Source organism: Archangium gephyra, from assembly GCF_042230915.1.
In the GTDB taxonomy this organism is placed as follows: domain Bacteria; phylum Myxococcota; class Myxococcia; order Myxococcales; family Myxococcaceae; genus Archangium; species Archangium gephyra_B.
In genome coordinates, this window is record NZ_CP102578.1 from 11,318,919 (window position 1) to 11,336,083 (window position 17,165).

Annotated in this window: 17 protein-coding genes; 7 read left to right on the top strand and 10 right to left on the bottom strand. The window is 72.0% G+C overall.

All coding sequences use genetic code 11. From position 1 onward, the window contains the following. Positions 1-29: 29 nt before the first annotated feature. The 3 genes from NR798_RS44745 to NR798_RS44755 are packed head-to-tail and all read right to left on the bottom strand — an operon-like array spanning position 30 to position 2,754. Complete coding sequence (locus NR798_RS44745) at positions 30-1,319, bottom strand: alpha/beta fold hydrolase (protein ID WP_375768747.1); 1,290 nt, start codon at positions 1,317-1,319, stop codon at positions 30-32. 57 nt (positions 1,320-1,376) lie between these two features. Beyond that, the gene (locus NR798_RS44750; protein ID WP_375768748.1) at positions 1,377-2,051 is read right to left on the bottom strand and encodes a dienelactone hydrolase family protein; all 675 of its coding nucleotides are present in this window, start codon (positions 2,049-2,051) and stop codon (positions 1,377-1,379) included. Between the two features lie 19 nt (positions 2,052-2,070). Beyond that, positions 2,071-2,754, bottom strand: coding sequence for a phosphoribosyltransferase (locus NR798_RS44755; protein ID WP_375768749.1), 684 nt, complete (start codon positions 2,752-2,754; stop codon positions 2,071-2,073). 194 nt (positions 2,755-2,948) lie between these two features. On the opposite strand from NR798_RS44755, the gene NR798_RS44760 reads away from it, so the two are divergent. Beyond that, complete coding sequence (locus NR798_RS44760; RefSeq protein WP_375768750.1) at positions 2,949-3,869, top strand: ribose-phosphate diphosphokinase; 921 nt, start codon at positions 2,949-2,951, stop codon at positions 3,867-3,869. 178 nt (positions 3,870-4,047) lie between these two features. On the opposite strand, the gene NR798_RS44765 is transcribed toward NR798_RS44760, so the two are convergent. Beyond that, positions 4,048-4,239 carry a DUF1778 domain-containing protein gene (locus tag NR798_RS44765; protein ID WP_375768751.1) on the bottom strand — a complete coding sequence of 64 codons (192 nt, stop codon included), beginning with the start codon at positions 4,237-4,239 and terminating at the stop codon, positions 4,048-4,050. Between the two features lie 140 nt (positions 4,240-4,379). Continuing rightward, complete coding sequence (locus NR798_RS44770) at positions 4,380-5,075, bottom strand: DUF1361 domain-containing protein (RefSeq protein ID WP_375768752.1); 696 nt, start codon at positions 5,073-5,075, stop codon at positions 4,380-4,382. A 198-nt stretch (positions 5,076-5,273) separates the two neighbouring features. Here NR798_RS44770 and NR798_RS44775 point away from each other — a divergent pair, with 198 nt between their 5' ends. Continuing rightward, positions 5,274-6,023, top strand: a complete 750-nt coding sequence (locus NR798_RS44775; RefSeq protein ID WP_375768753.1) for an enoyl-CoA hydratase — start codon at positions 5,274-5,276, stop codon at positions 6,021-6,023. A 12-nt stretch (positions 6,024-6,035) separates the two neighbouring features. Here the strand turns inward: NR798_RS44775 and NR798_RS44780 are convergent, their stop codons facing one another. Both NR798_RS44780 and NR798_RS44785 read right to left on the bottom strand, forming a co-directional pair. Further along, positions 6,036-6,263, bottom strand: coding sequence for a hypothetical protein (locus NR798_RS44780; RefSeq protein ID WP_375768754.1), 228 nt, complete (start codon positions 6,261-6,263; stop codon positions 6,036-6,038). 158 nt (positions 6,264-6,421) lie between these two features. Continuing rightward, positions 6,422-9,166, bottom strand: a complete 2,745-nt coding sequence (locus NR798_RS44785; RefSeq protein WP_375768755.1) for a M1 family metallopeptidase — start codon at positions 9,164-9,166, stop codon at positions 6,422-6,424. A 94-nt stretch (positions 9,167-9,260) separates the two neighbouring features. On the opposite strand from NR798_RS44785, the gene NR798_RS44790 reads away from it, so the two are divergent. After that, positions 9,261-10,256 carry a lysophospholipid acyltransferase family protein gene (locus tag NR798_RS44790; protein WP_375768756.1) on the top strand — a complete coding sequence of 332 codons (996 nt, stop codon included), beginning with the start codon at positions 9,261-9,263 and terminating at the stop codon, positions 10,254-10,256. A 14-nt stretch (positions 10,257-10,270) separates the two neighbouring features. Beyond that, positions 10,271-10,942, top strand: coding sequence for a metallophosphoesterase family protein (locus NR798_RS44795; RefSeq protein ID WP_375768757.1), 672 nt, complete (start codon positions 10,271-10,273; stop codon positions 10,940-10,942). 15 nt (positions 10,943-10,957) lie between these two features. On the opposite strand, the gene NR798_RS44800 is transcribed toward NR798_RS44795, so the two are convergent. Further along, a complete protein-coding gene (locus NR798_RS44800) occupies positions 10,958-12,259 on the bottom strand; it encodes a universal stress protein (protein ID WP_375768758.1) in 1,302 nt (433 codons plus the stop codon). A gap of 253 nt (positions 12,260-12,512) precedes the next feature. On the opposite strand from NR798_RS44800, the gene NR798_RS44805 reads away from it, so the two are divergent. The 3 genes from NR798_RS44805 to NR798_RS44815 all read left to right on the top strand — a co-directional run bounded on the left by NR798_RS44805 (position 12,513) and on the right by NR798_RS44815 (position 15,091). Next, a complete protein-coding gene (locus NR798_RS44805; protein WP_375768759.1) occupies positions 12,513-12,962 on the top strand; it encodes a thioredoxin family protein in 450 nt (149 codons plus the stop codon). Between the two features lie 102 nt (positions 12,963-13,064). Beyond that, positions 13,065-14,408 (top strand): nicotinate phosphoribosyltransferase, encoded by a 1,344-nt coding sequence (locus NR798_RS44810; protein WP_375768760.1) that lies wholly within the window; start codon positions 13,065-13,067, stop codon positions 14,406-14,408. Positions 14,409-14,428: 20 nt separating this feature from the next. Continuing rightward, entirely contained in the window at positions 14,429-15,091 is a 663-nt protein-coding gene (locus NR798_RS44815; protein ID WP_375768761.1) for a phosphoribosyltransferase, read from the top strand. Between the two features lie 138 nt (positions 15,092-15,229). Here the strand turns inward: NR798_RS44815 and NR798_RS44820 are convergent, their stop codons facing one another. Further along, the gene (locus tag NR798_RS44820) at positions 15,230-15,994 is read right to left on the bottom strand and encodes an SDR family oxidoreductase (protein ID WP_375768762.1); all 765 of its coding nucleotides are present in this window, start codon (positions 15,992-15,994) and stop codon (positions 15,230-15,232) included. 3 nt (positions 15,995-15,997) lie between these two features. After that, entirely contained in the window at positions 15,998-17,113 is a 1,116-nt protein-coding gene (locus NR798_RS44825; RefSeq protein WP_375768763.1) for an isoaspartyl peptidase/L-asparaginase family protein, read from the bottom strand. Positions 17,114-17,165: the final 52 nt, after the last annotated feature.

Here is a 17,165-nt window from a genome sequence, read left to right on the forward strand (position 1 = left end):
CCGGGTTTTCAGAACGGTGACGGATACCCTCACCCCGTCCCTCTCCCGGTGGGAGAGGGGTTGTTGGCCGGGGTGGGGGCTGGGGCATCGGGAGGCTCCTCCAGGAACGTGTGCACGTCGATCTCCGACTCCATCGTGCGGTGCACCGGGCAACGGTCCGCCATCTGCACCAGCCGCTGCCGCTGCTCCCCGCTCAGCGGGCCCTCCAGCGTCACCGTCCGGTCGATCCGGTCCACCTTGCCCTCCTTCGTCTCGCAGCGCTGGCAGTCCTCCGCGTGCACCTTCGAGTGGCGCAGCCGCACCGACACGTGCTCCAGCGGCCAGCCCTTGTTGCGCGCATACAGGCGCAGCGTCATCGCCGTGCACGCCCCCAGCGCCGCCGCCAGCAGCCCGTACGGCGAGGGGCCCGTGTCCTCCCCTCCGTAGGCCGTCGGCTCGTCCGCCCTCAGCCGGTGCCGCCCCACCCGGATGTCCTGCGCGAAGGGACCCTCCCCCGCCTCGTGCACCTCCACCACCCCCTGCGACAGCTCCGGCCCCGCCTCGCGCTGCGCCTCCACCTCGTGCGAGCCCACGTACCTCCCCGCCCACGCCCCCAACACCGCCGCCGCGAAGCGCGCGTCCTCCGGCCGGCTCAACAGGTGGTCCGCGCCCTCCAGCGCCACGAGGCTCTTCGGCTGCCGCGCCGCCTCGTAGATGCGCTGCGCGTTCCCCATCCCCACCACCCCGTCCACCGGCGAGTGCAGCACCAGCAGCGCCCGGCCCAACCGCCCCAACACTTCCTCCATCGGCGACTCGGCCAGCGCGTCCAGGAAGTGCCGGGAGATGCGCATCGCCCCCGCCCCCAACGCCACTCGTGCCTCGCCCTGCTCCCTCGCCTGCTTCAGCACCGGCGCCAACAGCCCGTGCACCTCGCCCGGCGCGTAGGGCGCCCCGAGTGTCGCCACCGCCTTCGCCTCCGGCACCTCGCCCGCCGCGTGCAACACCGCCGTTCCCCCCAGGCTGTGGCCGAGGAGCAACCGCGGCGCCTCGCGCGTCCTCCGCAAGTGCTCCACCGCCGCCAGCACGTCCTCCACGTCCGTGAAGTCGTGCGTGGCGGGCGAGCCGCCCCCCTCTTCCGTGAAGTCGAAGCGCAGCACCGCCAGCCCGTGCTCCGCCAAGGCCTGGCTGATGGCCCTGGCCGGGAAGAGGTCCCCCCCGCAGGTGAAGCAGTGCGCGAAGAGCGCGTAGGCCACGGGTTTTCTCGCCGGTAATTCCAGGCGCGCCTCCAGCCTCCGGCCTCCCGTGCCCTGGAAGAGGACTCTTTCCGTACGGGTCTCCATGTCGATGACCCTCACCCCGGGGGGACCCTCTCCCAAAGGGAGAGGGAGTTGTGCGACTCAGGGTCTCGTCTCGACCTCCAGCGCCGAACCGAGGAAGCGCGTGAACCAGCCCGCCGCCAGCCCCGCCACCCGCTCCAGCGCCCCCCGCTCCTCGAACAGGTGCGTCGCCCCCGGAATCACCTCCAGCACCTTCGGCGCGGTCATCCGCTCCAGCGCCCGCTGATTCAGCTCCAGGACGATGTCATCCGCCCCGCCCACGATGAACAGCGTCGGCGCCACCACCCGCTGCAGCGCGCCCCCCGCCAGGTCCACCCGCCCTCCCCTCGACACCACCGCGCCGATCGCCTCCGGCCGCTCCGCCGCCGCCACCAGCGCCGCCGCCGCCCCCGTGCTCGAGCCGAAGTAGCCCACCCGCAGCCGGCTCAGCTCCGGATGCGCGAACACCCAGTCCGTCACCTCCCCCAGCCGCCTCGCCAGGAAGTCGATGTCGAAGCGCAGCGCCCCCGTCACGTCGTCCTCCGCCTCCTCGTCCTCCGTCAGCAAGTCGAACAGCAGCGTCCCCACCCCCGCCGTCCTCAGCGTGTACGCCACGTACCGGTTGCGCGGGCTGTGCCGGCTGCTCCCGCTGCCGTGCGCGAAGATGACCAGCCCCTGCGCTCCGTCCGGGACCGCGAGCGTCCCGCCGAGCACCACCCCTCCCGCCATCACCTCGACTTCCCGTTCCACCGCCATGTCGCTCCTCCTCTGAAGCTCAGACCCACCACGCATCCCCGGCGTTCATCGCCGACTCAGGGCCCTGCTGCCTCCGCATCCGCGCCAGCACCGCCTGCACCTCCTCATCGGAGGTCTGCCGGAAGTCGTCGTAGTACTCGCCCACCGAGCTCATGAACTCGGCCGGGTGCACGCACACCAGCTCGTCCACCTCGGGGCGCAGCGACTCCAGCGACTCCACCGCGCCCACCGGCACCGCGAGCACGATTTCGCGCGGGCGCAGCGTCCTGAGCGCCCGGATGGCCGCCCGCACCGTGCCGCCCGTGGCCACCCCGTCGTCCACCAGGATGACCGTGCGGCCCGAGATCTCCGGCGCGGGATGCACGCCCCGGAACCGGGCGATGCGGGCCAGCACCTCGTGCGTCTCCCGCTCGGCCGTCTGCAGCACCTCCGTCTCGGAGACGCCCAGCGAGCGCATCATCTCCCGGTCCAGGAAGAGTGCCCCGCCCTCGGCCACCGCCCCCAGCCCCAGCTCCGGCTGCCCCGGCGCCCCCACCTTGCGCACCACCCACACGTCCAACGGCGCCCCGAGCTTCCGGGCCACCTCGAACGCCACCGGAATGCCGCCGCGCGGCAAGCCGAGCACCAGGGGGGATTCGGCCCCATACTCCGTCAGCAGGTCCGCCAACTGCCGGCCCGCATCCGTCCTGTCTCGAAAGCGCATGGGTTCTCCCGGGGGCGAGGGTCTCCCCTCTAGGAGAAGCACGGCGCGCGCCATTGGCTCCCGACGCGCCACCGAGGGCCGGGCCGCCCTCTCGGCTCGGGTGCGCGAATCCCACGCCCATGTGCACCTGGAATGAGAGATGATGGCCGCCACCCGCCCCGGCCAGCCCGGCCCGGTGGGATTCGGAGGGGACCATGGAGCTGACCGTCTTCAGCGGTACCGCCAACCGCCCCCTGGGCGAGGCACTCGCCTGGGCGCTCGGAAGTCCCCTCGGAGACTGCAAGCTCGAGCGCTTCCCGGACGGCGAGCTGCACGTGGAGCTCGGCGAGGACGTGCGCGGGCGCAACGTGTGCATCATCCAGCCCACCGCGCCGCCGGTGGGGGAGAACCTGCTGGAGCTGCTGCTGATGGCGGACGCGTGCTGGCGCGCGGGCGCGGCGCGGCTCATGGCGGTGCTGCCCTACTTCGGCTACGCGCGGCAGGACCGGCGCGCGAGCCCCAGCGAGGCACTCGGCGGCAAGCTGGTGGCGGACCTGCTGGTGCGCGGGCACTTCGACCGGCTGATGGCGGTGAACCTCCACACGGCCTCGCTGGAGGGGTGCTTCACCGTGCCGCTGGAGCACCTCAACGCGGGCACGCTGCTGGCCGAGGCCGTACGTCCCTACGCGGGCCCGGGCGCGGTGGTGGTGTCCCCGGACCTCGGCGCGGTGAAGCTGGCGGAGCGGTATGCGCGGCAGCTCGAGTTGCCGCTGGCCATCGTGCACAAGAGCCGGACGAGCGGCTCCGAGGTGAACGTCCGGGGGCTGGTGGGCGAGGTGCGCGGGCTGCGGCCCATCATCGTGGATGATCTCATCTCCACGGCGGGCACCATCGCGGCGACGGCGGAGGCGGTGCTCGAGGCGGGCAGCGCCGACGACATCACCGTGGTGGCCACGCACGCGCTGCTGGTGGGCCCCGCGGTGGAGCGGCTGAGCAAGGTGCCCATCCGCCGGCTCATCTCCACCGACAGCGTGGTGCCGCCCAAGGGGCTGCCCTTCCAGCACGAGGTGGTGAGCCTCGCCCCGCTGCTCGCCGACGCCATCTGCCGCGTCACGTCCCACGTGCGCGTGCGCTGACGGCGGGAGACCTCCCGGGCGCGCGAGTCATCAACTGGTCCGACTGTTGGACCAGTTGGCGCCGCTCGCGTCCGGAGGGCGCGCGGTCTTCCGTAACGGTTCCGATTGTTGATCCAGTCCGTGTGCAGTTCGGCCGACAGACGTCCTCGCGAGGTGACGCCTCGCGCAATGCTAGAACTCAGCGAGAGCCTGGCGTCTCCTTGTGCTTGTTCCTCCTCGCCACTGCCTCCTTCAGGGCAAGGGGGGGACCAGGCGGGTTCTCCAACAGCTCCTGTACGCGCTCGAAATCCGCATCCGAGAGGACGAGGCGTTCACGATGAGCGAGCGATTCCCCATGCTCTTCTGAGTCAGTCTCTTCCGGTTGGTTCATGCTTGTCCCCAAGGGTCGAAAGTGCTCTCGACGAGTCTCCGGAAGAGGAGGACCTCCCGGGCGCGCTCTTCAGAAACTTGTCCAACTGTTGGACAAGTTCGCGCCGCTCGCAACCGGAAGACCCTCGCCTGCTCACTCCCTCACGCCCGGGCCCGCTCCGTCCGGCGCCGCTGCATCAGCGTCTCGAACGCGAGATACGAGAGCAGCACCAGTCCCGCGAACACCACCGTCGTCCCCACCAGCCATCGGTACGCCATCGGCTCGCGCAGGTGGTCCACCACCGCCTCGAAGAGCGAGCCGGGCCGGTTCAGCACGTTCCAGCTGTTCCACCGCTCGAAGCGCCCCAGGTAGATGCCGTAGCCGCACAGCACCGACGCCGCCAGCACCCCGCTCCACGCCGCCACCCGCCCCCACCGCTCCTCCAGCAGCCGCTTCCACACCTCCAGCGACAACAACCCCAGCAGCCACCCCGTCGCCGCGAAGCTCGCCAGCATCGCCGCGTCGAACCACATCGGCACGCCCGGCCTCGGCTTCAGGTGGATGAAGTCCGTCAGCAGGTACGGCGCGTTCGGGAACGCCAGCAGCCACGCCCCTCCCAGCGGCAGCAGGTTCCACGCCCTCGCCCACCCGCGCGCCTGCAGCAGCCTCGCCACCAGCGCAATCCCATACGGCACCCACGCCAGGAACAGGTTCCACACGAGGAAGATGAAGCTCTTCCTCCCGCTCCACTCCAGCCGGAAGTGGAGCATCACCACCGCCACCGTGCTGCTGAGCAGCACCGGCAGCAGCCCGTGGTGGCACAGGAGGGACAGCACTCTGGAGCGCGAGGTCTTCATGGGGTTCACCGGGGTGTGGCCCCGAGGCCACGGGTGTGTCCGCCCTCCCCTCGCTCCCGCGTCCCCGGCTGACACGACGGCACGGCAACCGTGGTCACTCGGAGACAACGAGACACATGGGCAGGGCCGGAAGGCATCCAACCAGGGTACAGAGCAAGCCCCGGGCCATTCCCCCGTCCCCCGGTTAATCTCCCCCCCATGTCCGATACGCTGCTCACGAACCTCGAGGCCGGAGTCCTCACCCTCACCTTCAACCGGCCCCAGAAGAAGAACGCCTTCACCGGCGAGATGTACGACACGGCCGCCCGCGCCCTCGTCGAGGCCGATACCAATGACGCCGTGCGCGTGGTGGTCCTCACCGGCTCGGGCGGCACCTTCACCGCGGGCAATGACCTCAAGGACTTCCTCGAGCACCCGCCCGCGGGCGAGGACAGCCCCGTCTTCCGCTTCCTGCGCGCCCTCGCCCACCACTCGCGCCCCGTGGTGGCCGGCGTGGACGGCGTGGCCGTGGGCATCGGCACCACCCTGCTGCTGCACTGTGACTACGTCGCCGCCTCCGAGCGCGCCGTCTTCAGCATGCCCTTCGTCAACCTCGGCCTCAGCCCCGAGGGCGCCTCCAGCGTGCTGCTGCCCCGCGTGGCCGGCCTGGCGCTCGCCTCCGAGCTGCTCATGTTCGGCGACCCCTTCGACGCGGCCACCGCCCTGCGCGCCGGCATCGTCAACCAGGTGGTGCCCGAGGCCAGCCTCGCCGAGGTGGTCCAGAAGCGCGCCGCCGCGCTCGCCGCCAAGCCCGTGGAGTCCCTGCGCCTCACCAAACGCCTGCTGCGCGAGCCCCTGCGCGCCACCGTGGACGACGCCCTCTCGCGCGAGGGCACCCTCTTCGTCCAGCGGCTCGGCTCCGCCGAGGCCCGCGAGGCCTTCAACGCCTTCCTGTCCAAGAAGAAGTAGGGCGCCGGGGGCCTACGCCGCCCCCTCCAGCAGCGGCACCCCGTCCCGCAGGCGCTCGGCCGTCAGCTTCAGCCGCCGTACCACCCGCCCCATGTCCGCCGGCGATACCGGCGGCCACACCCGGGGTGGAGTCCGGGGCAGACTGGGTCGCTGAAGACCCTCCCCCGACGCCGGCTCCTCCGAGGGAGACGACTGGGGAACCACCAGGGGAGACAGGCCGTCGTCCGTCGCGTACGCCATCGTCGCCTCCGAGGGGGACCTCTACGCCGGGAACCGCTACTCCGGGTGAAGAGGCTAGGCACCCCCACCTGGACCGTCAAGGCAGCCGGGCTCTGGCTGGAGAATCTGTTTTCCACCCAAAACCCGGAAAGCCCTGACTGTCCTCGGGGCAACAGCGCTCAGCGGCCGGAGCGGGCCGGCACCTTCCTCGGCGAGGCGAGGAAGGACTCGAGGCTGGAGCCCTGCGCCGCCTTGAAGGCGATGCACAGGTCCATCCCCTCCAACACCTGCGCCAGCGTGCGGGTTCCCCCGGGCGCGCGCTCCATGCGCTCGGAGAAGAAGGCCGCGGCCTCCTGGCGGTGCACCGGGTCGCAGTAGGAGGCGGCCGTCCACGCCAGCCCCTCCACCCGGTCCTCCGGCAGCCGCGCGGCGAGCACGTCGTAGTGCTCCTTCACGAAGGCGTAGGCCTCGTCCCGCGAGCGCACGTCCCAGGCCGCGCCGAAGAGCAGGTCCCCCGCCTCGCGCAGGTCCACCGAGGGCTCCAGCAGCAGCTTCAGGTTCTCGCGCACCAGTGCCGGGTCGCGGAAGCCCGCCAGCGCGTCGATGAGCCGCTCGCGCTTGTGGCGCTCCTGCTCCGAGCGCATGGCCGTCATCAGCTGGCCGTGCAGCGCGGCGTCCCCATGCGCGGAGGCGATGCCCAGCGTGGCGCGCACCAGCTCCGGGGCAATCGCCTTGCTGTCCGCCAGCCACTTGCGCGTCAGCTGCTTCGCCTCGGCCACCAGCTTCGCGTCCCCGCCCTGCTCACCGGCGATGTCCAGCAGCAGGGGCCGCAGCAGCCGGGTGTCCTCGTCCTCGTTGGCGCGCGGGGTGAAGCCGAGCGCCCGGGCCCGCGCCCCGTACGTGTCGCGCAGGAAGCGCTGCCGGTCCGCCTGGCGCCCGTCGGAGAGCAGCGAGGGCCGCAGCATGCCCAGCAGCTCCAGCGACGCCTGGAACACCTGCCGGTCCTTCTCCCCGGCCAGGCCCGGCAGCAGGCCGAGCGCGTCCGCGGCCGGCATCGCCCCGGCGCTCACCAGCGCCTGCACGTCACCGAGGAGGGCCACGCGCTCGGCGCGCGAGAGCTGGCGGCTCTCGGTGGACAGCAGCCGCCCCAGCATCTGCGTGTCCAGCGCGGTGCGGAAGTAGCCGGCGCCGTCCGCGTTGGGCAGCACCCAGGTGGGGCACGCCTTCGCCTCGGGCAGGGCCAGCTCGGCCGACTCGCCCTCCAGCACCGTGCAGGCGCGGCCCGTCCCCTTGGCCGAGCCGTAGCGCACGCACAGGGGCACCTTCCACTCCTGCTTCGCGTCACCCGAGGAGCCCAGCGGCAGGAAGCGGCTCTGCGCCAGCCGCACCACCGGCACCTTGCCCGAGCAGTCCAGCCGCGTGGTGACGAGCGGCGCGCCGCCCTGGTCCAGGAAGGAGCCCAGCACGCCGGACACGTCCTGGCCCGCCTCGGCCGAGAGCGCGTCGAGGAAGTCCTTCGCGGTGGCGTTGCCGTGGGCGTGCGCGCGCAGGTGGCGCTGCACCCCGCGCTGGAAGACGTCGCGGCCCAGCCAGCCCTCCACCATGGCCAGCACCGAGGCGCCCTTGCCGTAGGTGATGCCGTCGAAGGCGTTGAGGATGTCATCCTCGCTCTGGATGGGCTGGCGGATGCGGCGCGCCGTCACCAGGCTGTCGGCGCCCAGCGCGTACGAGCGGCCCCGCACGCGCTCGATGGGGGCGTCCCACGAGGGCTGCGCCGACTCGATGATGCGCGGCGTCGCCCAGGTGGCGAAGGCCTCGTTGAGCCACAGGTCGTCCCACCACGCCATCGTCACCAGGTCACCGAACCACTGGTGCGCCAGCTCGTGCGTCTGCGTGTTGTAGAAGCCGCGCTGACGGCGCAGCGAGTCCTCGCCGGGCTTCACCAGGATGGAGGCCGAGTTGAACGTCACCAGGCCCGGGTGCTCCATGGCGCCGCCGAGCAGCGGCACCGAGAGCACGTCCAGCTTCTCGTACGGGTAGGGCGTGCCGAAGTAGCGCTCCAGGTGGCCGAGGATCTCCGGCGTCACCTTGGCGGCATAGGCGCCCTCCGCGCCGCGGCCCTTGGGGGTGACGATGCGGGTGCGCACCGCCTTCTCGCCCGAGGGCTTCGCCTCGAGGAAGTCGAAGGGCCCCACGCCGAAGGCGATGAGGTAGCTGGGCAGCGGCTGCGTCCGGGCGAAGCGGAAGGTGGTGCCCCCCGAGGCGCGCGGCTCCTCGTTCACCAGCGGCGTGTTGGTGACGGCCACGTTGCCCGCGGGCACGTGGAAGGTGAGCTGCCAGGGCACCTTGAAGCCCGGCTCGTCGAAGCACGGGAAGACGCGCCGCGCGCCGAGCGGCTCGAACTGGGTGTAGGCGTACCACGCGCCCTCGTCCTGGGTGCGGAAGGCGCCGCTCGTCTCGCGCTCGGAGAGCTGCCCCTCGTAGACGATGCGCAGGTGCACGGTGCCGGGCTTGAGCGGATTCACCGGGACGAAGCCGAGGAAGTCGCCGTTGCCCTTCACCGGGGTGAGGGACTCGGAGCGGCCGTCCACCGTGAGGGTGGCCTCGCGCACGGTGAGGTAGCGGCCGTGGAGCCAGAGGGCCTCGGTGGCCTCCTTCACCTCGAGGTCCATGTCCACCGCGCCCTGGAAGGCGGGGGCCGCGGGGTCCAGGGTGAGCTCCACCGTGTAGCCGGTGGGGCGCACGTGGGCCGGCAGACGCAGGGAGGGCGAGACGGGGGCGGGCCGGGGCGCGGCCACGGTCTCCACCACGGCGCTCGGCGTGGCGGGGGAAACGGCTTCCGGCGTGGGAACGGGCTGGCGGGCTCCACAGGCCGTCAGGGCGGCCAGCAGGGCGAGCGAGGCGCGTCGGGTCGTTCTGGACATGGCGCACGTGTAGCCCAGGACGGGCAGGCAGGGTAGCGACGGGCAGTGGGAGCCCCCTTGCCTGCCACCCCACTTCCGGGTGGAGTGCGCCGCCGTGTCCGTCCCCGCCCCGTCCCCCGAGTCCCCGCGCCTTCCCCTCCCGCTCCCGCCCGCCCGGCTCGTCCAGGTGCTCGGAGAGCGCCCCTCTCCGGTGGTGGGGTGGCTCGCCAACCGGGTGATGGATGCGGTGTGCGCGCTGCCCGACTCCTGGAGGGACGGGCTCGCCCGCTTCGTGGGCTGGCTGGCATTCACCCTGGGCATCCGCCTCCGGGTGGCCCTGGAAAATCTGACGCACGCCTACCCGGAGCTGAGCGACGCCGAGCGCCGCAAGATCGCCCTCGGGGCCTACATCACCATGGCGCGCGTGGTGCTCGAGTCCATCGACGAGAAGGAGCACGTGGAGACCGGGTGGGAGGACTCCCAGCGGGAGGTACAGGGCGAAGCGTGGGAGGCGCTCAAGGCGAGCGTCGCGAAGGGCCAGGGCGCGCTGCTGGTGACGGCGCACTTCGGCAACTGGGAGCGGGCGGGGAAGATGTTGCTGCGCCGCGGCATTCCGCTCAACGCGCTGGTGCGGCCGCTCAAGGGCGCGCTCAACATGAGGATTGTCGACAACCGGCTCGCCGCGGGCGCGGGGCTCATCTACCCCAAGGGCGCCATCGCCGAGGCGCAGGAGGCGGTGCGGCTGGGGGAGTCGGTGCTGATGCTGCTCGACCAGTCGCTGCCGGCGAAGGCGGCGGTGTTCGTGCCCTTCTTCGGCCGGCCCGCGTCCACCACGCCGGCCATGGCGGTGGTGGCAGAGCGCACGGGCGCGCCCGTGTTCGTGGTGATGGGGATTCGCGATGAGAGCGGGCGCAAGCTGCGGCTGGAGGTGGAGGGGCCGATTCTTCCGCCCGAGGGCCTGAACGGGCGGGACGCCTTCACCGCGCACACGGCGGCGGTGACGGCGGTGCTGGAGAAGTACGTGCGGCGCTACCCGGACCAGTGGCTGTGGTTGCACCGGCGCTGGAAGGTGCAACCGCCGCCGGAAGCCCCGGCCACCCCCCAGGGTTGAATCCCAAGAGGACGATGACGCGGACCCTCTTCATCGGAGACGTGCACGGCTGCGTGGAGGAGCTCGATGAGCTCCTGAACGAGTGCCGCTACCGCCCGGGAGACCGGGTGGTGCTGGTGGGAGATCTGGTGGCGAAGGGCCCGGACTCGGCGGGCGTGGTGCGCCGGGCGAGGGAGGGCGGGATGCTCGCGGTACGGGGCAACCACGACGAGCACGTGCTGCGCTGGCACGCGGGGAAGATGCCCGAGGGCAAGAAGCTCAAGCGCGAGCACAAGCAGGTGCTGGACACGCTGGAGGACGAGGACTGGGCGTACCTCGAGTCGCTGCCCCTGCACCGCCACTTCCCCGAGCTGAACGTGCGCGTGGTGCACGCAGGCCTGGTGCCCGGCGTGCCGATGGAGGAGCAGAAGCCGGAGCTGATGCTCAACCTGCGCAGCATCACGCCGGACGGAGCGCCCTCGAAGAAGATGGAGGCTGGAGTCCCATGGGGGAGCCTGTGGACGGGGCCGGAGCTCGTCATCTTCGGCCACGACGCGCTGCGAGACGTGCAGCGCCACCCGTATGCCATCGGCCTGGACTCGGGCTGCGTCTACGGCCGACGGCTCACCGCGTACGTGCTGCCGGAAGCGCGCTTCTACTCGGTGAAGGCCCGGCGCGTGTACATGGACCTCGACGGGCCTCCGTAGGCCGAGGGGCGCGCTTCAGCCCTCGGGCGGACGGACCACCAGCACCGGCCGGTCGGCGCGCGACATGACCTCCTTGGCCACCGCGCCCATCACCGTCTTCTTCAGCCCCGAGCGCCCGTGGGTGCCCAGGCAGATGACGTCCGCGGCCAGGCGCTCGGCGGCCTTGAGCAGCACCGTCGCCACATCCGGGCCCGGCAGCACCTCCACCTGCACCTTGCGCCCCTGGGCATCCGCGTCCCGCGGCAGGAGCTGATGCAGCCGCTGCCGCCAGTCCCGCTCCTGCTCAATCGCCTGCTGCGGGTTCTCCCCCACCGTCACCACGTACACCGTGCCCCCGTTGGGCAGCAGCGAGAAGGCATACGGAATGGCCCGGTTCGCCGCCTCCGAGAAGTCCGTGGCCACCAGCACCGAGCGCAACGGGGGAATGGGCGCCGCCGAGCCCCGCGCCGCCATCGACACCGGCACGCTCACCACCGACATCGTCGCCAGCCGCAGCGCGTGGTGCGACACGCTCCACAGCTTGCCCAGCGCGCGCCGCTGGTGCGTGCCCACCACCAGCAAGTCCACCTTCTCCTCGGCCGCCAGCGCCACCAGGTGGTCCGCGATGCGCCCCACCCCCGGCTCCAACCGCAAGCGCGCCGGCTGCTGGCCCATCGTCTCCAGCGGCGACACCAGCGAGCGCACCTCCTGCTCCAGCGCGCGCTGAAGCTCGGGCGTCACGTCCTGGAAGGACAGCGGCTGCGCCAGCCCCATCCGCTGGTATTCCTCGTGCGGCCAGAAGATGCGCCCGGCCACCACCTCCACCGGGCCGTAGCGCCGCAGGCCCTGCAGCCAGTCACGCGCCGCCTCGAAGGGCAGCGAGCGGTCCACCCCCAACATCACCTTCAGCGGCCGCGTCCCCTTCACCCACGCCTCGAAGGACTCCGCCTCGCGCACCACCAGCAGCGGCACCGGCAACGCCGTGGCCAGCCGGTCCACCGTGCCGCCCACCCCCAAAAAGGGCGAGGCACTCGTGGGCCCCGCCGTCACCACCAGCCCCGCTCCCTTCTCCTGCGCGAAACGCCCCAGCTCCTCGGCCGGCTCGCCCGTCAGCACCTGGTGGCTCACCCGCGCCCCCAGCTTCTCCAGCCGACGCACCTCGTCCATCAGCGCCGACGTCGCCGTGTCCCGCAGCGTCTGCCCGAAGGCCCTCGCCAGGTCGCCCGGCAGCACGTGCACCAGGAAGAGAGGCTCGTCCAGCTTGCGGGCGAGCTCCGCCGCGGCCGTGGCCGCTCGCTGCGCGGCATCCGAGAAGTGGGTGGCACAAAGGATGGTCATGGCAGCTCCCGCCGGGCCCTCTGGCCCTGGTCTCAACGAGTCGGTTCACGTCCCGTGCCGGGCACTCTAGCCACCGGCGCCTCCCAGGGGCGGGACAATTCGCGCCCTCGGGGCCGGTGTAAAAGCTGCGCACCCGCTGGCGTGCACCGCAAAGCCTGCGTGCCCGCCCTCGGAGCGCGCGGGCGGACGGCCCGGGCACACGGCTCGCACCATCCGCATCGCTACCTTCACCAGAGAGGCCCTGGAGGTCCCCATGTTCCGCTGCGTGTCTTGTGGCGCCTTCAACCGTGTCCCCATGCCCCCACCCCCTGGCCAGCCCACCTGCGGCCGGTGCCAGCATGCGCTCGACTTGTCGGGCAAGCCCCAGGAGGTGGATGGGGACGCCCTGTGGCGGGCGGTGCGCGCCTCGCCCGTGCCCGTCCTGCTCGACTTGTGGGCCCCCTGGTGCGGGCCGTGCCGCGCCGCCGCTCCCATCCTCGAGGCCGTGGGCATGGCCCAGGCCGGCCGCCTGCTCGTCCTCAAGTTGAACACCGAGGCGCATCCGCAGGCCGCCGGTCAGCTCGGCGTGCGCGGCATCCCCACCTTCGTCGTCTTCTCGGGCGGCCGCGAGGTGGCGCGCCGCAGCGGCCTCATGCCTCAGCCAGAGTTGGAGCGCTGGGCCCTCGGCTCGGCCCAGGGCGGAGGACCGTGGGCCTCGGCGTGAGGGCATGGTGACGGGCACCCTCACCCTGTCCCTCTCCCGGAGGGAGAGGGGTGCTTGGGCGCAAGTGGGAAACCCCAGGAGGGAAACTCCAGGAAGGAAATCATGGCGTCGGCGCTCCTCATGGATCTCTACGAGCTCACCATGGTGGACGCCTATCTCCTGGAGGGGCTCCACGACGAGGCCGCCTTCAGCCTCTTCGTCCGCACCCTGCCCGCGCGCCGTAACTTCCTGCTCGCGTGCGGACTGGAGGACGCGCTCGCCTGGCTGGAGTCGCTCCGCTTCTCCCCGGAGGAGCTCGCGTGGCTGGAGTCGCTGAGGCGCTTCTCGCCGCGGCTGCTGGACTGGCTGGAGCACTTCCGCTTCACCGGGGACGTGCATGCGGTGCCCGAGGGCACCCCCGTCTTCGGCGAGGAGCCCCTGCTGGAGCTCATCGCGCCCCTGCCCGAGGCGCAGCTCGTGGAGACGTACCTCATCAATCAGGTGCACCTGCAGACGCTGGCGGCCTCCAAGGCGGCGCGGGTGGTGGAGGCGGCGCGGGGGCGGCCGGTGGTGGACTTCGGCGTGCGGCGGATGCACGGGGTGGACGCGGGCCTCAAGGTGGCGCGCGCCGCCTATGCCGCCGGCGTGAGTGCCACGTCCAACCTGCTGGCCGGCCAGCGCTACGGCATTCCGGTGGCCGGCACCATGGCGCACAGCTACATCCAGGCGCACGGTGACGAGCTCGCCGCCTTCCGCGCCTACGTCCGCCGCTTCCCCGAGACGACGCTGCTGGTGGACACGTACGACACGCTGGAGGGCGTGCGGAAGGTGGTGGCGCTGGCGCGGGAGCTCGGCCCGGACTTCCAGGTGCGCGCGGTGCGGCTGGACTCGGGAGATCTGGTGTCGCTGGCGCACTCGGCGCGCTGGCTGCTGGACGCGGCGGGACTGGAGCGCGTGCAAATCTTCGCGAGCGGCGGGCTGGACGAGGACGAGGTGGCCCGGCTGCTCGCGCACCACGCGCCCATCGACGGCTTCGGCGTGGGCACGGCGATGGGAGTGTCCGCGGACGTGCCCGCGCTGGACATGGCCTACAAGCTGGTGGAGTACGCGGGCCACGGGCGGCTGAAGCTGTCGACGGGCAAGGTGCTGCTGCCCGGGCGCAAGCAGGTGTTCCGCGAGGAAGAGGACGGCGTGGCGCGCCGGGACGTGCTCGCCCGCCACGGCGAGGTGCTGCCGGGCCGTCCGCTGCTGCGGCAGGTGATGCACGCGGGCCGGCGGCTGGAGGACGCCTCGCCCCCGCTGGAGGCCATCCGGGCGCACGCGCGGGAGGAGCTGGAGCGCCTGCCCCTGGAGGTGCGGCAGTTGGAGCCGGTGCGGCCCCCGTACCCGGTGGAGGTGAGCCCCGGACTGCTCGCGGAGAGAGCGCAGGTGGTGGCGGAGCTCCGCGAGGAGCTGCACGCGCCCTGAGGTGGCGCGAGGAGGAGACGATGAAGATGCGATTCCGGGACCGGGGAGAAGCGGGACGGATGCTGGCCGAGCGGTTGAAGGACATGCGGGGCGAGTCCCCGGTGGTGCTGGCGCTGCCGCGAGGCGGGGTGCCGGTGGGGTACGAGGTCGCGAGGGCCCTTGGAGTCCCGCTGGAGGTGCTGGTGGCGCGCAAGCTGGGCGTGCCGTGGCATCCGGAGCTGGGAATGGGAGCCATCGCGGAGGGGGGCGCGCTGTATGTGAATCCCGAGGTGCTGGCGTACGCGGACCTGACGAACGAGGACGCGCTCACGGTGGCGCAGCAGGAGTCGCGCGAGCTGGCGCGGCGGGTGCGGCTGTACCGGGGCGAGCGGCCGCTGCCGGACGTGCGGGGGCGCACGGTGCTGCTGGTGGACGACGGACTGGCGACGGGAGGCACGGCGCGGGCGGCGGCGCGAGCGGTGCGGGTGCTGGGGCCCCGGCGGCTGGTGCTGGCGGTGCCGGTGGCGGCGGCGGAGACAGCGGAGGCCCTGCGCCGCGAGGAGGTGGACGAGGTGGTGGCGGTGCAGGAGCCGGACAGACTCGGAGCGGTGGGCGTCTGGTACGAGGACTTCTACCAGGTGGACGACGAGGAGGTGCTCGCCCTGCTCGCGCAGGCACACCACCACCCGGAGGCCTCTCCGTGACACCCTCCCCACAACCTCCCCTCTCCCCTCGGGAGAGGAGCCCCCCGTCGTTCAAAGGGGGGGCAAGCCCCCCGGGGTGAGGGTGCCACGGGCCCTGGGTTGAACCCGTGTCCCCACGCCCCGAGGACTCCGGTTCCGTCAGCGCCCGGCGAAGGTGCCACCGTCCACGTTGAGCGCGTGACCGGTGACGAAGGAGGCGGCGTCGGAGCACAGCCACACCACGGCCTCGGCGACCTCCTGCGGCTGGCCCACGCGGCCGATGGGGTGGGTGGCCTCGAGTGCCTTGGCCACCTCGGGATGGTCTCGGAAGAGGTTCTCCACCAGCACGGTGTTGCGGATGACGGCCGGACACACGGCGTTCACGCGGATGCCCCGCTGCGCGTACTCGAGCGCGGCGGTCTTCGTGAGGCCGAGCACCCCGTGCTTGCTGGCGCAATAGGCGCCGAGTCCCTTGGTGCCGATGAGCCCGGCCATGGAGGACATGTTGACGATGGCGCCGCCGCCCTGCGCGAGCATCTGCCGCAGCTGGTACTTCATGCACAACCAGACGGAGCGGAGGTTGGTGTCCAGGACGGTGTCCCACTCCTCCTCGTCATACTCGTGGAGGGCCTTCGGCACCTCGGTGGTGCCCGCGTTGTTGAAGGCGATGTCCAGCCGGCCGTAGTGCTCGACGGTGCCACGCACGAGCGCCTCGATGTCCGAGGCCTTCGTCACATCCGTGCGGATGGCGATGGCCTCGCCGCCGTCCTGGCGGATGAGGTTCACCGTCTCCGCGTTGCCCTCGTGACCGCGGCTGGCGACGACGAGCTTCGCGCCGGCCCGGGCCATGGCGATGGCCGAGGCCCGGCCGATTCCCGAGCTGGCCCCCGTCACCAGCGCGACCTTTCCTTCCAACTGCTTCATCTGTCACTCCTTGAAGATGGCGACGGCGGCGACACCGTCCGGCCCCATGTAGCCGCGGTACATGCCCGACGAGTTGAAGGGCATGGCCACGTTACCCTGGGCGTCCATGGCGATCACCCCGCCCTCCCCCCCGGCCTTCACGAGCACGTCCATGACGACCTGGTGGGCGGACTCGAGCAGCGGTAGGTCCAGGTACTCCATGCGCGAGCAGATGTCGCGGGCGACGGTGTAGCGGATGAAGTACTCGCCATGGCCGGTGGCGGAGACGGCGCAGCGCTCGTTGGCATAGGTGCCGGCGCCGATGACGGGGACATCGCCCACGCGGCCGAAGCGCTTGTTCGTCATGCCACCAGTCGAGGTGCCCGCCGCGAGGTTGCCGGCCTGGTCGAGCGCCACCGCGCCCACGGTGCCGAACTTGTGCTCGCGGCCTGCGGGGTGCGCCCAGAAAGTCGTGGGGCCCTGGGGCTGGCCCTGCTCGGGCGGCGTCTGCTGCTGCTGCTTCTCGGCCTCCAGCGCGCGCTGCAGGGACTGCCAGCGCTCCTCGGTATAGAAATAGCTCTCGGGGACGAGCTCCACGCCCTGCTGCTTGGCGAACTCCTCGGCGCCCGCGCCAATCATCATCACGTGCGGGGACTTCTCCATGACGGCGCGCGCGAGCGAAATGGGGTTCTTCACGTGGTGCAGGCCCGCCACGGAGCCGGCCTCGCGGGTGCGCCCGTTCATGATGGCGGCGTCGAGCTCGTTCTTGCCGTCATGGGTGAAGACGGCGCCCTTGCCGGCGTTGAAGAGGGGCGAGTCCTCCATGACGCGCACGGCGGCGGTGACGGCATCCAGGCTGGAGCCACCCTGGGCGAGGATGGCATGGCCGGCCTGGAGGGACTCGGCGAGGACGGCGCGGACGGCGGCCTCGCGCTCGGGGGAGAGGGACTCGCGCTTGATGACGCCGGCGCCGCCGTGGATGACGATGCCCCAGCGAGGGGCGGGCTTGGACACATCGTCGGAGGAGCTCATGCGCTTGTCTTCCTCGCGTTGGGTGGTGAGGGTGGTGGAGCACCCGAGCGGCAGCAGCAGGGCGGCCAGCGTGGCGGCGGAAAGGGCACGGCGGAGCGGAGCGGGCATGGGAGGAAGTCCTACTCCAACTCGCTCCGGGGCTCACGGAAGTAAGGCCGCG

Coding starts and splice junctions, on each gene's coding strand:
- NR798_RS44825 (WP_375768763.1), bottom strand. CDS start 17,113: ATGCCCGCTCCGCTCCGCCGTGCCCTTTCCGCCGCCACGCTGGCCGCC.
- NR798_RS44785 (WP_375768755.1), bottom strand. CDS start 9,166: ATGTCCAGAACGACCCGACGCGCCTCGCTCGCCCTGCTGGCCGCCCTG.
- NR798_RS44815 (WP_375768761.1), top strand. CDS start 14,429: ATGAAGATGCGATTCCGGGACCGGGGAGAAGCGGGACGGATGCTGGCC.
- NR798_RS44810 (WP_375768760.1), top strand. CDS start 13,065: ATGGCGTCGGCGCTCCTCATGGATCTCTACGAGCTCACCATGGTGGAC.
- NR798_RS44770 (WP_375768752.1), bottom strand. CDS start 5,075: ATGAAGACCTCGCGCTCCAGAGTGCTGTCCCTCCTGTGCCACCACGGG.
- NR798_RS44765 (WP_375768751.1), bottom strand. CDS start 4,239: ATGAACCAACCGGAAGAGACTGACTCAGAAGAGCATGGGGAATCGCTC.
- NR798_RS44755 (WP_375768749.1), bottom strand. CDS start 2,754: ATGCGCTTTCGAGACAGGACGGATGCGGGCCGGCAGTTGGCGGACCTG.
- NR798_RS44820 (WP_375768762.1), bottom strand. CDS start 15,994: ATGAAGCAGTTGGAAGGAAAGGTCGCGCTGGTGACGGGGGCCAGCTCG.
- NR798_RS44795 (WP_375768757.1), top strand. CDS start 10,271: ATGACGCGGACCCTCTTCATCGGAGACGTGCACGGCTGCGTGGAGGAG.
- NR798_RS44800 (WP_375768758.1), bottom strand. CDS start 12,259: ATGACCATCCTTTGTGCCACCCACTTCTCGGATGCCGCGCAGCGAGCG.
- NR798_RS44750 (WP_375768748.1), bottom strand. CDS start 2,051: ATGGCGGTGGAACGGGAAGTCGAGGTGATGGCGGGAGGGGTGGTGCTC.
- NR798_RS44760 (WP_375768750.1), top strand. CDS start 2,949: ATGGAGCTGACCGTCTTCAGCGGTACCGCCAACCGCCCCCTGGGCGAG.
- NR798_RS44775 (WP_375768753.1), top strand. CDS start 5,274: ATGTCCGATACGCTGCTCACGAACCTCGAGGCCGGAGTCCTCACCCTC.
- NR798_RS44805 (WP_375768759.1), top strand. CDS start 12,513: ATGTTCCGCTGCGTGTCTTGTGGCGCCTTCAACCGTGTCCCCATGCCC.
- NR798_RS44780 (WP_375768754.1), bottom strand. CDS start 6,263: ATGGCGTACGCGACGGACGACGGCCTGTCTCCCCTGGTGGTTCCCCAG.
- NR798_RS44745 (WP_375768747.1), bottom strand. CDS start 1,319: ATGGAGACCCGTACGGAAAGAGTCCTCTTCCAGGGCACGGGAGGCCGG.